The 11,993-nt window shown below is 34.9% G+C and carries 14 protein-coding genes and 3 pseudogenes; 5 read left to right on the top strand and 12 right to left on the bottom strand.

Annotation, left to right across the window (positions count from 1 at the left end; genetic code table 11):
- Positions 1-68 precede the first annotated feature (68 nt).
- Together dltC and dltD are read left to right on the top strand one after the other, a co-directional pair.
- Positions 69-308 carry a D-alanine--poly(phosphoribitol) ligase subunit DltC gene (dltC, locus tag MKY00_RS07430; protein ID WP_000807310.1) on the top strand — a complete coding sequence of 80 codons (240 nt, stop codon included), beginning with the start codon at positions 69-71 and terminating at the stop codon, positions 306-308.
- On the top strand, positions 305-1,480 hold the full coding sequence (dltD, locus tag MKY00_RS07425) for a D-alanyl-lipoteichoic acid biosynthesis protein DltD (protein ID WP_001030280.1): 1,176 nt from the start codon (positions 305-307) through the stop codon (positions 1,478-1,480). The genes dltC and dltD overlap by 4 nt, the downstream gene beginning before the upstream one ends.
- Before the next feature lie 17 nt (positions 1,481-1,497).
- Here the strand turns inward: dltD and MKY00_RS07420 are convergent, their stop codons facing one another.
- Positions 1,498-2,592 (bottom strand): NAD(P)H-dependent flavin oxidoreductase, encoded by a 1,095-nt coding sequence (locus MKY00_RS07420; protein ID WP_029141086.1) that lies wholly within the window; start codon positions 2,590-2,592, stop codon positions 1,498-1,500.
- Between the two features lie 115 nt (positions 2,593-2,707).
- Between MKY00_RS07420 and MKY00_RS07415 the strand changes: the two genes are divergently transcribed.
- The gene (locus MKY00_RS07415; RefSeq protein WP_016716962.1) at positions 2,708-3,628 is read left to right on the top strand and encodes a S66 peptidase family protein; all 921 of its coding nucleotides are present in this window, start codon (positions 2,708-2,710) and stop codon (positions 3,626-3,628) included.
- A 27-nt stretch (positions 3,629-3,655) separates the two neighbouring features.
- Here MKY00_RS07415 and MKY00_RS07410 read toward each other — a convergent pair whose 3' ends face one another.
- On the bottom strand, positions 3,656-4,054 hold the full coding sequence (locus MKY00_RS07410) for an SseB family protein (RefSeq protein WP_016716961.1): 399 nt from the start codon (positions 4,052-4,054) through the stop codon (positions 3,656-3,658).
- A 102-nt stretch (positions 4,055-4,156) separates the two neighbouring features.
- Complete coding sequence (locus MKY00_RS07405) at positions 4,157-4,672, bottom strand: carboxymuconolactone decarboxylase family protein (protein ID WP_016716960.1); 516 nt, start codon at positions 4,670-4,672, stop codon at positions 4,157-4,159.
- 63 nt (positions 4,673-4,735) lie between these two features.
- On the opposite strand from MKY00_RS07405, the gene MKY00_RS07400 reads away from it, so the two are divergent.
- Positions 4,736-5,188 (top strand): Lrp/AsnC family transcriptional regulator, encoded by a 453-nt coding sequence (locus MKY00_RS07400; protein ID WP_001175498.1) that lies wholly within the window; start codon positions 4,736-4,738, stop codon positions 5,186-5,188.
- A gap of 100 nt (positions 5,189-5,288) precedes the next feature.
- Positions 5,289-5,471 carry a DUF3913 family protein gene (locus MKY00_RS07395; protein ID WP_000707107.1) on the top strand — a complete coding sequence of 61 codons (183 nt, stop codon included), beginning with the start codon at positions 5,289-5,291 and terminating at the stop codon, positions 5,469-5,471.
- Between the two features lie 29 nt (positions 5,472-5,500).
- On the opposite strand, the gene MKY00_RS07390 is transcribed toward MKY00_RS07395, so the two are convergent.
- From MKY00_RS07390 to MKY00_RS07350, 9 genes and pseudogenes are all read right to left on the bottom strand, one after another.
- Complete coding sequence (locus MKY00_RS07390) at positions 5,501-6,514, bottom strand: CPBP family intramembrane glutamic endopeptidase (RefSeq protein WP_016716959.1); 1,014 nt, start codon at positions 6,512-6,514, stop codon at positions 5,501-5,503.
- A gap of 202 nt (positions 6,515-6,716) precedes the next feature.
- Positions 6,717-7,493: an ABC transporter permease gene (locus MKY00_RS07385; RefSeq protein WP_016716958.1), complete on the bottom strand. Its 777-nt coding sequence runs from the start codon at positions 7,491-7,493 to the stop codon at positions 6,717-6,719.
- Complete coding sequence (locus tag MKY00_RS07380) at positions 7,493-8,395, bottom strand: ABC transporter ATP-binding protein (protein ID WP_016716957.1); 903 nt, start codon at positions 8,393-8,395, stop codon at positions 7,493-7,495. The genes MKY00_RS07385 and MKY00_RS07380 overlap by 1 nt, the downstream gene beginning before the upstream one ends.
- Before the next feature lie 14 nt (positions 8,396-8,409).
- A complete protein-coding gene (locus MKY00_RS07375) occupies positions 8,410-9,198 on the bottom strand; it encodes an ABC transporter permease (protein ID WP_000804802.1) in 789 nt (262 codons plus the stop codon).
- A complete protein-coding gene (locus MKY00_RS07370; RefSeq protein ID WP_000137749.1) occupies positions 9,195-9,893 on the bottom strand; it encodes an ABC transporter ATP-binding protein in 699 nt (232 codons plus the stop codon). Before MKY00_RS07370 ends, MKY00_RS07375 begins: the two co-directional genes overlap by 4 nt.
- Positions 9,890-10,270 carry a GntR family transcriptional regulator gene (locus MKY00_RS07365; protein ID WP_000687504.1) on the bottom strand — a complete coding sequence of 127 codons (381 nt, stop codon included), beginning with the start codon at positions 10,268-10,270 and terminating at the stop codon, positions 9,890-9,892. Before MKY00_RS07365 ends, MKY00_RS07370 begins: the two co-directional genes overlap by 4 nt.
- Before the next feature lie 214 nt (positions 10,271-10,484).
- A pseudogene (locus MKY00_RS07360) lies at positions 10,485-10,880 on the bottom strand (ribonucleotide-diphosphate reductase subunit beta); the annotation flags it as partial.
- Between the two features lie 135 nt (positions 10,881-11,015).
- Positions 11,016-11,111, bottom strand: a pseudogene (locus MKY00_RS07355) (nuclease); the annotation flags it as partial.
- 201 nt (positions 11,112-11,312) lie between these two features.
- Positions 11,313-11,891 (bottom strand): annotated as a pseudogene (locus MKY00_RS07350) (ribonucleotide-diphosphate reductase subunit beta); the annotation flags it as partial.
- Between the last annotated feature and the right edge of the window lie 102 nt (positions 11,892-11,993).

The raw sequence follows: 11,993 nt of genomic DNA, 5'->3' as shown, positions 1-11,993 counted from the left end.
TGCACCCTTCTTATACTAATAAGAAGTTGCACATATAATATATTTCGGATATAAAGGAGATTTTAAAAATGGCAGAATTCAAAGAGCAAGTATTAGATATTTTAGAAGAAGTATGTGAAAACGATATTGTGAAAGAAAACTTAGATGTTCAATTATTTGAAGAAGGTATTCTTGATTCTTTCGCTGTAGTATCTTTATTAGTTGAATTCCAAGAGCGTTTAGATATTGAAGTTTCTATTTCTGATTTTGACCGTGACGAGTGGGCTACTCCAAACATGGTTATTAAGAAGTTGGAAGAAATCCGATGAACAAAGCAAAATTTGGTCCGATGCTTTTAGCATTGGCCCTTTTTGCTGTATTCTTACTTATTCCAACGCGCTTCCTACTTCCACTTTTAAGTGATGAAAAAGTAGAACAAGCTGCCACTTCTTTAAAAGAAGAAAAGATTCAAAGTATGATTTTACAGCAAAAGATGTTAGCAGACTCGAAATACCTTCCGATGTATGGTTCATCGGAATTCGCACGTATGGATGCTTACCATCCATCAAATTATTTCAAAGTAAAGCCTGAAGGATTCACACCATTCCTACTTGGACGTGGCGGAACACAAGACCTTGTACATGTATTAAACTTTGCATCTACGATGGATCAATTGAAGGATAAGAAAATGGTATTCGTTCTTTCTCCGCAATGGTTTGTGCCACAAGGTATTGATGAAACACACTTTGCACCTAACTTTTCAAAGCAACAAGGTTACCACTTCATTTTCAACGATGATGTAAAACCTGAAATGAAAAAGCAAATTGCAAAGCGTTTATTAAACTTTGAGATCGTTAAGAAAGAAACTTTACTTAAAATTTCGCTTGAAGGTATCGTTTACGATGATACAAAGCATAAAATAAAAGCACTTGCTGCTAAACCTTTCGCTTATATTTATCGTAACATTTTAGATCGTAAAGATTTATTTACAGCTATGTTTAATATTAAACCGCATAAAGAAAAACTTGACCCGTCATTAAAACAAATGAGCTGGGAAGAGGCTCGTAAACATGCAGATCAAACAGGTGCAGCAGAATCTGGATCTAACAATTACGGTATTGAAGATGGTTACTTCAACAGCAAAATCAAGAAGAAATTAAAGCAACGTGAAGGCTACTTAAAAAATGATGCTTATGATCAATCGCCAGAATATGAAGATTTACAAATTGCACTTGATTTATTAAAACAATCTGGTGCAAAACCACTCTTCATTTCTGTTCCTGTAAAAGGTCCTTGGTACGATTACGCTGGCTTCCCGAAAGAACGCCGAGAATTGTACTATAAGAAAGTTCATGAGCAAATTGAGAAAGCTGGCTATCCAATTGCCGACTTCTCAAATCATGAGTATGATAAATACTTCTTAAAAGATCACATGCACTTAGGTTGGAAAGGCTGGGTTTATATTGATGAAGCCATCCAACAATTTTATAAAGCAAACTAAAGAAAAGACCGCTTGAATTATTCAAGTGGTCTTTTTCTATATATATTTTGCAATTGTTCAATTACGTTATCTGCTTCTTTCATCACTCTCTCCACTACATGCTGAGCTGATTCTATTCGTGCTAATGATGACGCTTGTCCTGCCCAAAGTGACATATATTCTCCATTATTTTGCTTTGCTGCTTGTTGGCGTATTTTAGAGGTTAATACATTTTGCACCGGATACATCGGAAGGTCTTCTTCTTTCCCTTCATGCTTCTCTATAAATTCATTACGAATACCTCGTGCATATTTCCCGGAAAACGCACGAGTCACAGTTGTACTCGTATCTGTACTACGTAAAACCGCTTTTTTATACACGTCATGCGTAATACTCTCTTCACTCGTTAAAAAGGCTGATCCCATTTGAACAGCTTCTGCTCCCAGTGTAAATGCTGCAACAAGCCCTTGCCCGTTCATTACACCACCTGCTGCAACAATCGGGATATGCGGAACTGCTGCTACTAACTGCGGAATTAATGCGAACGTCCCAATCATAGCGTCCTGTTCTTTCCCGATAAACGTTCCTCTATGGCCCCCTGCCTCACTACCTTGACCGACAATAATGTCTACTCCTAATTCAGCAAGTACTTTCGCCTCTGCCACATGGGTAGCTGTTCCGATGACTTTTATTCCTCTTCTTTTCAAGTCATTTATTTCTTCTTTTTCTAACATTTGAAATGCAAAGCTAACGACTGGCACATTTTCTTCTACTAACACTTGTAATTGTTCTTTATAACTTTTTGGAAGCTTTAACTGTTCTTCTTCCTCTATACCCAATCCTCTATTCACTCCGCTAAGTAATCCCTTGGCCAAGTTTATCTTCTCTTCTTCTATTTGTATCTCTTTCGTTAATAGTAAATTAACACCGAAAGGCTTATCTGTTCGTTCCCGTATTTTATAAATCGCTTCACGAATTTGTTCTGGGCTCATATAGCCTGCTCCAAGCGTTCCTAATCCTCCGCTATTACTCACAGCTGCAACGAGTTCTGGCGTCGTAATCGCACCCGCCATACCTGCTTGAATGATGGGATACTTAATTTGTAATGTATCTATAACTCGGCTTGTAAACATCATCTCTCCTCCTATTCCCTTTATATCTTCTTTATTTGACAAACTTTCCCCTTCTTTTACAAGGGTTGAACTTCCTATGAAGCGAATATATTGAAAGTGAAGGAGGGTGAAAAAAATGATATATCCAAATGCATTACAACAAGGTGATACAGTAATGATTATTGCACCATCCGGCCCACCAACAATTGAAAATGTATTAAAAGGTGTAACTGTACTACAAGAAATGGGGTTGTCTGTAGTAATCGGGAAAAGTGTTTATGAGAAATATGGATATTTAGCTGGAAGTGATCAAGTTCGGCTCGATGATATACATGAAGCATTTTCAAACCATGAAGTAAAAGCCGTTTTCTGTGCACGAGGTGGTTACGGAAGTGCTCGTCTCCTCCCCCACATTCAATATGAAATCATTCGGCAAAACCCTAAAATCTTTTGGGGATATAGCGATATTACAGCTTTACATACTGCTTTTTCACGTTATGCAAAGCTTGTGACATTTCATGGCCCAATGATTGAAGAATTAGGGAAAGGTGTAGATTCTCTTTCTTTATCTTCTTTCAATCAACTCTTTCATCCGTATTCAACCATTTTATCTGCATCAGAATGTATCGTACCTAGCCCTTCCCGTACAATTACAGGTCAGTTAGTTGGAGGCAATTTAGCGGTGTTAACGAGTATCATTGGCTCCTCCTACGAGATAAATACAGCCAATAAACTTTTATTGCTTGAAGACATTGGGGAAGAACCATATCGCATTGACCGTATGTTAAATCAGCTACTTTTATCTGGAAAGTTTAATAAATGTAGTGGCGTTATTTTTACAAGTTGTCATGACTGCACTCCTTCTAAACCATCTCAATCATTGCAAACAATACTATATGAATATTTTACTCCATATGCTATACCTGTCCTATTCGGTTTACCGATTGGACATATAAGCCCAAACATTGGGATTCCTCTTGGAGCTACAGCGACAATAAGTACACATAATAAAACACTCTCTATTTCTTCTGGCGTAGCGACCCCGTGTTCAAATTAAAAAGGAAAAGCGATTATGCTTTTCCTTTTATTTATAATAGTTAAAAATTCGTCCAGATGCGATATCTGCAATTTCTTCTGGAATAAATGTTTTACTTATATCCGTACCGACATTTAATACTGCTGTGGCATCTTTCTCAATGCTACTAAATAATTCTTTCCCACGTATCGTAATAAGGGGTGTTCCTTCTGGCAACACGTCTTTTACAAATTCCATTTGTGTAAAGAACGGAACGATCCATCTACCCTCTCCTTGGAAATGACGCAAGCGAAGAATTCCTTCTGTTGCCCCTTCCTCTGCTTCTAGTGAGCCAGCAACATAAAACTCAGTAGATAAGAGCAATTCATAAAATTCCTTTTGCTTTTGTTTATCATCCCCTGCTACAACAAGTACTTTTTCTATTCTCTTTACCGGAATTTGCTCCATATGATGCCACCCCTATTTTCAAAATGATTGTACTTAGATTATACGAAATATTCTTATTTTTTTCTACATAATTCGCAATTATTTTCTTAAAATAATTTTATATCAATTATGATAAGTGCTATTTGATTCATCATCATTTTCTCCTTCTTTCGGCTGTAATTGAAACAGAAAACCAAGTTGTTGTGACGCAGTAATAAAACAAATATAAGCGCAAAGCTCTACAATTTCTTTTTCCGTCCAATATTGTTTCAATACATGAAACATAGTATCATCTATTGCCTTTTTGTCATGAATAAATGTATGCGCAAAAGTAACTGCTACACCAATTTCTTCTACCTTTTGCATATCATCAGGTCTTCCCTTTGCCATACAGTACGGGCATTCATTCCCGTACGCTAATGTTCTTCTCACTTGCTCCTTTAACTCTGCTGAAAGAGTTCCTTTATTGTACAGTGTATTTTCTAATGTACTCCACGAATGTAATATTTCTGGATTATGCCCTAATAGCTTTTGAAACTTTGTATCTCCTACATTTGATAATAAAATTCTCTCCATTATTTTCCCTCCTATTCCCTTCAGTTTTATTGTAAAATAAATAAAGTTCTCTTTACATTTCATATGAATCTTAATTTATATTTTTCCTTTACAAAAATTATCATTTCACTGGAGGTATATTTACAAATGCAACTAGACCGTGTTGATCGAAAAATTTTAAATGAATTATATAATGATAGTCGCCTTTCCATGCGTGAATTGGCGAAACGAGTAAACTTATCTGCTCCGTCTACTGCAGAACGTGTTCGTAAACTCGAAAGTGAAGGCGTTATCCAAAAATACACAATCGATATCGATTATAAAAAAGCAGGACTTGTTTTAGACTGTATTTTAGAAATCACTTTAAAAAACGGTGATACAACACGTATGCAACAGTTTATTCAGTCCTATCCATCTGCAAGTTTTTGTTACCGCGTAACAGGAAGCTTATGCTACATTGTAAAAATTTCTGTTCCTTCACTCGTTGAACTTGAAGAATTTATCAATGATGTTTCTTCATATGCAACGACTGTTTCTCATATCGTATTATCAGAAGTATCTCTTACTCCTGATATTGAACATATCTTCCCAGAAGATTAATTAATTTTTATTCATAAAATATATAAAAACCCCTTACATTAAGAATAAAAATAATATATTATGTATTAAAATACATAAAGTTCGAGAAAGGGGCTTTACATTGAAAATCTGGTTTTATGAAAAAACGGCACAATTAGATGACTTGCTTGGCATTTGGGATAATGTTCCGACTATCCCTCGAATTGGTGAAAAAGTTGAGATTTTAAAAACAGTCCGCACTGTTACAGATATTAAATATGTAAAGAACGGTAATAATTTCCGTGTGGAAATTATTACAAATTAAAAAGTAGCTCACAAGGAGCTACTTTTTAATTATCTATCATGCGCTTTCTTTATAACGATTTTATCGTCTTCTACAGATACTGTTACATTATCATTTTCTTCTAACCCGAGCTTATTTACAGCCTCATCTGGTAGCTCTACAGCCATCAATCTATCTGTTACAATCACTTGACTATACACTTCGTTTTCTTGTGATGCACTCACTACTTTTTCCTCATTTATGAAGCGCACTGGTGGCACACCCACTTCTTTTACTGTACGCCACTGTTTCCAAACGTAAGGAATTAACCAAAGTAATCCAACAACTGTAAGACCGATACCGATCCATAAATTACTTTGCGCTTGTAATTCAGGAATTGAAATTGCGCTACTCTCTTCTCCGCCAACAAATTGCATACTTGTTGCAATGAAATTATTTAGAGCGTGTACAGCGATATTCGTCCATATATTTTGTGTCTTTATGTATAAAAGACACATAACAACACCAAACATGAACGCACCAATAACATCAAAATGTCCTAAGCCAAAAATAATGGAAGATATAATGACAGCTTTTTTAATCCCCCATTTATAAGCCATTCGCTGTAAAAAGAAGCCCCTAAAAATAACCTCTTCCATAAGAGGTGCTAATACACATGCTGAAATGAAAGTAAATATCGTCATATATATGTTACTCGTATTAATAACAGTTCCGTCTTCTAACATAGTAACTAAGAAATTCGGTAACGTATGTGCTAATATATAAAATTGAATATGAGATATACCAACGGAAAAAATCATTCCCATTATCGTTGCTAACACAATTAATCCCCACGGTAAACGTCCTGGCTTATCAAAAAAACTATTAAATACAACATTATTTTTATTGGTTTTTACGTATAACCAAAATAATGGAAATAAAAAAAACACAGTTATTTGTGAAATAACCTCCATCGTATTCTCAGAAACATTTGATAGACCTAATGGGATCATCGTAAGGAACAACCCTATAATCATCCATCCAAAAAAGCTACGTAGCCTTATACGTGAAAATGCATAATGCATATAGAACACCTCCAAAGATAGTAAAAGTAAATGGTCGGATAACTACATTATAATATGAATATAGTTGAAACTCTTCCTATTTTTCTCAATTACTTTCAAACAACATATCTCTTAAAATACTATATTACTGCTCTTCAAGTTGCACTACCTGAGCAAGTTATGTAATAAAAATCCCCGTTTTTACAAGCGGGGATTTCTTTTATTATAATACGTCACGCTTTTGGAATAATGCACTTGATGCTACAAGTAATACAACAAAGTATGCAGCTACAAGTAATAATGAAGTTGTAAACGTAAATTCTGTAAATGTAGGTTCTGCTCCGCCACTAATTAATTTATTACTGTCGTAAGCTCTTAAATCCAAATGGGAGAATACTACAAACTTCGCTACACCTTTTGCAAACATCATCAGTACCATATTAATTGGTCCTTGTAAAAAGAAGAGGAACATCGTAATAATTAACGGTAAGACAGACTTTCTAAATACGTTTGCTAAGAAAAATGCAAGCGTCGCAAAGAAGAACGGTGAAAGTACTTGATATAAAGTAGATTTCATTACGATTCCTATCGTTAATTCTGTTTTACTACCATCCATTGCAATTCCGCCAATAATCATTGAAATAATTGTGTTAGCAAATATGATAAATACTATAGTAAGTAACACTGTAATATATTTAGAGAATAAAACTGTCATTCGTTTTCTTGGACGAATTAATAACTGCTTAATTGTACCTTTTTGGAATTCATCCGTAATAATACGAGAAGCAATCGTAATGCCAAAAATCGTTGCAAACAAAGTAATTAAACCAATCTCTGAACTTGCAAAATCTAAATATGATCCTTTAAATTCAGTTCCATCTCCCCATTTCAGCATCGCTAAAACTCCCAAAATTTCCAATACTGCAATAACACCAATTAAAATATACATACCTTTTTTCGCATGCAACTTTAAAAATTCATTTTGAATTAATTTAAACATTACGCTTTCACTCCCCCTGTAATCGCTAAGAACTCATCCTCTAACGTTTTATTTTGAACGGTAACTCCGTATACAAGCACATCTTCATTCACAAGTTTCTTTACAAGTTGTGGAATTTCTTCTTTCTTTACAGATACGACAATGACATTTCCTTGCGCCTTACCTGTAATGATTTCATTTGCTTTCTGAACTTCATCTACTTCAAACGCTACAACTACTGTCTCATCATGTTTTGCTTGTTCATGTAAGTTGTATTCTTGTACAAACGCACCTTGCTTAATAATAACGACGCGATCACACATAAGTTCAATTTCACTTAATAAGTGACTTGATACGATTACAGCAATATTCTCTTCTTTCGCTAAACGTTGTAAATAATCACGAATTTGGCGAATACCAGCTGGATCTAATCCATTTGTCGGCTCATCTAAAATTAAAATTTTCGGCTGATGCAGTAATGCCTGTGCAATTCCTAAACGTTGTTTCATACCAAGTGAATATGTTTTCACCTTTTTATGAATTGCATGCTCTAATTCAACCAGTTTTACAATTTCAGCAATGCGCTCTTTACTAATTGGTGTAATTGCCATGTTCGCAAAATGCTTCAAGTTTTGCATTCCTGTCATATAATCATATAGTTCAGGATTTTCTACAATCGCTCCAATTTGCTCTAGCGCCTTTTCACGCTCCGTGCGAATACTATGACCACAAATTGTAATATCGCCCTCTGTCATTGAAATAAGACCTGTCATCATACGAATCGTTGTTGTCTTACCGCTACCGTTTGGTCCAAGGAACCCGTATACTTCCCCTTCAAAAACTTCAAATGATAAACCACGAATAATTTCCGTTCCACCAATCCTTTTTCGAACATTCTCTAACTTTACTACTACGTTTCCCAATGCTGATTCCTCCTTTAGACTTCTAGTTTTTTATCGATTATGCGACCTGTTATATAAACAAGTAGAATAAATATTCCTATAGAAAAACTAAGGCTATATAAATTCATAAGTTTTTCCGGATAGAGAAACACATCCGCTCCTGATGATTCATCTATATATACTAATTTTTTTATTAGAGGTGCAGCAGGTGCAAGACCGCCCAACATTCCATATATAGTACCTAATAATTTTGTTACTAGTAAAAATAAGAAAAATACCATTGGATATTTTAACTTCTTCTTTTTCAAAGAAAACACTTTAACGCTTGCTACTGAAAAAAGTAATACTAGCAATATGCTAGATAAATTAAATACATATAACATAGTACTAAAGAGGTGCTTTAGTGGATTGAATACACTTTGAGTAAATAATACTTCATAGAGCTCTGTACCTTTTATTATTTTCATAGAAATACCATATAAAAAAATAGAGCCTATTAATTCAAAAATAAGTAAATAAATTACAGCGTATAACAATATTGCTAAAACAATCTTTTTACCGGATATCGATGTTAACCGAAATAATGTGCTTTCAGTCATTTTTCCAAATGCAGACACCGCCTGAATAACTATCATTGCTAAAAAAGTTATATATACTAGAATAACGAAAGCAACTATAATTGTTTGTCTTACTTCTCCTGATTCTTGTTTAATATAATTTCCCAAACTTACGAAAGCTACAGCGACAACGAATATAAATGATAACAAAGAAATAATTATTTGTTTTTTATTTATATTGTACATATATATTAAGCTCGGCTTCATCTACTAAACACCTCCTTAAACACATCTGTGACCGCTTTCCCTCTTTGAAAACGTAATTCTTCTACATTTTCATACAATACAATTTCCCCATCTTTTAAAAAGATTACTTCATCAAAAATATTTTCAACTTCATTTATTAAGTGCGTCGAAATTAGTATCGTACAATCTTCGCGATAAAACTGTAAAATAAGTTCCAGTACGTGTTCCCTAGAAACGAGATCAATTCCGCCCAGTGGTTCATCTAGTACGTATAACTTCGCTTTCCGAGAAAACGTTAAAATAATTTGTAGCTTTTCAACCATCCCTTTTGATAAAGCTGTAACTTTTTCTTCTAACGGTATTTTAAACTCCGCAATCGTATCTACCGCTTTTTGCATATCAAAGTCCTTATAAAAATCACGATAGAAAAATATAGAATCTTTTACTGTCATCCAATCATCAAATACTGGCTTATCAGACATAAACGAAACGATCTCTTTCGTTTCTAATCCCACCTTTTTACCAGCGATTGTAATGCTACCTTCAGAAGTGTGCTGCAGACCTGCAATCATTTTTAATAATGTTGTTTTCCCGCTCCCGTTATCTCCAACAAGCCCTACGATTTTTCCTTCGGTAATCTCTATGTTCAATTCACGAATCACAGCTTTCAATCCGTACCTCTTCCATAAGTTTTCTATTTTTAATAGCTCTGTCATTCGCTCTCCTCCCTTTTCTCATGTAATGAAGAACGAAGGATTGTAAGAATTTCTTCTTCTGAAAACCCTAAATTGTCCATTCCATCTATAAAAGAATGAAGTAATTCTTTCGCCATCTCTTTTCGCAGCTCCATAATTTTCTCCCCTTCATTCGTTACATATCTTCCCATTCCTCTACGTGTTACAACAACCCCATCTCGTTCGAGCTCTTGAAATGTACGCTGGATCGTATTTGGATTTACTTGTAATTCACTCGCTAATTCACGCACAGAGGGAATTTTATCACCAGGCAACAAATGTCCTGTTACGATTTCTTTTTTTATGTATTCCATTACCTGAATGTAAATTGGTATATTTGGAGAAAACTCTATTTTCATTTCTTCCCTCCTTTTGTATCGGTGTACTAGTTAAATAATACACTGATACAAAAGGATTGTAAATACCCATTTACTTACAAAAAATTCTATCCAGCTAACGGATAGAATTTTTCAACAGAAATCGTTATACGAAAATAATAGTGTTATGTAAACAAAACCATAAAGAAAAGCTGTCTTATCAATGAATAAGACAGCTTTTCTTTATGATCATATATTAAAAATTAAACACGAAGTCATCGTCAGATAACTTTTCGACGTTCGTTGCTTTTACGTAACCATTTCCTTTTACAGAGAAGAAATCATGGTTTTTCGTATCTGTACGTAAACCATTTAAAACGATTGGGTTAATTTCTTCTTCCTCAAACTTCGGCTCAAGTCCTAAGTTCATAAGTCCTTTATTCGCATTGTAACGAACGAAACGATTTACATCCTCTACAAGACCGATAGAAGTGTAAATTTCTTCTGTGTATGCCATTTCAATTTCATATAGTTCCATTAATAACTCTTGTGTTTCTTTTTGCACTTCTTGTTGATCTTCTGCAGAAAGTTCCGCGAAGATTTGTTGTGCTAAAATACCGACGAATACGCCGTGAATTGACTCATCCTTTACCTTCACATAGATTCGCTACTCCTATGCCGTTTACACAGCTTACAGTTTCCTGCAAGAAGAGACTATATCATCTACCTTCTCAGGTAGCCCTCCATTTCGATTTAAGGGATTCTCACCCACCGCTTGGCCCTACTCCTATTGCGGAATTTCACCGCCATTGGGATAGTCGTTGAACGTTCCTTTATCTACGTATCGCACCCACCACTGTTTATACAGTTTTCGGTGTCTAATACTTCCGTACATGTTATCGCTAGATAAAGGCTTCGCTGCTGATTGCCCTATCAGCTATTCTCCTTTCCATCTATTGATAGTTAGAGAATAACCTGAATGTATATATTCATCAATAATAAAACAGATAAATTTACAATAGGGGTTCCCAGCAATTAAAAGGGTTTTTCAATTGGTATCTCTACCAAAAGCCGCTATTAGTTAACGGATAATAAGGTTAATAATCTCACCACTTGCTGTTAGTTTTCCTTGACCAGCTAAGTAAAGTGGATAGAAGAATCCACTATAGAATAGGTAACTTTCTAAGAATACACTTGCTACCATTGCCATATATAACTCTTTTTTCGTTACTTCAGGCTTTAATAAACGACGATAGTAACTTGTAATAATACCAGCCTTTTTCTCAAGTAACGGATGGTTGTCTACCCATTCGAAAATATCATCGATTTCTTCTTCAGTAGCTAACGTTGTGAAAATATGACTGTAACTCTTCGCATGTACTTCTTCCATAGCACCCATGAAAGCTAATACACTTTTTGCTTGTAAATTTTCAAGATGAACAAGTACAAGAGGCATACCTTCGCCACCTTGTTTCGTATCTAAAAGTGTTAAACCACCTAATACACGCTTATAAGCAATTTGCTCTTCTTTCGATAATTGCACCCAAGTATTTTTGTCAGACGAAACCGCAATTTCTTCTTCTGTCCAAAACTGAGCGATGTTTTGCTTCCAAAACATTAAACTGAAATCGTCTTCTTTTTTATTCCAGTTAACAGCGCGCATTGAATCACCCCTATATCTATTATTGTTCTACTGAACGGTTAAATTTCCATCTAATAATGAAAAGCTAACCGTTTAGTAGAACAAACCAAGTATGAGCAGGGT

This window comes from Bacillus sp. FSL R9-9834 (assembly GCF_038006905.1).
GTDB classification, from domain to species: Bacteria; Bacillota; Bacilli; order Bacillales; family Bacillaceae_G; genus Bacillus_A; species Bacillus_A pacificus.
Note: the sequence above shows the minus strand (reverse complement) of the source record. Positions and strands in the feature narration are given on the sequence as shown.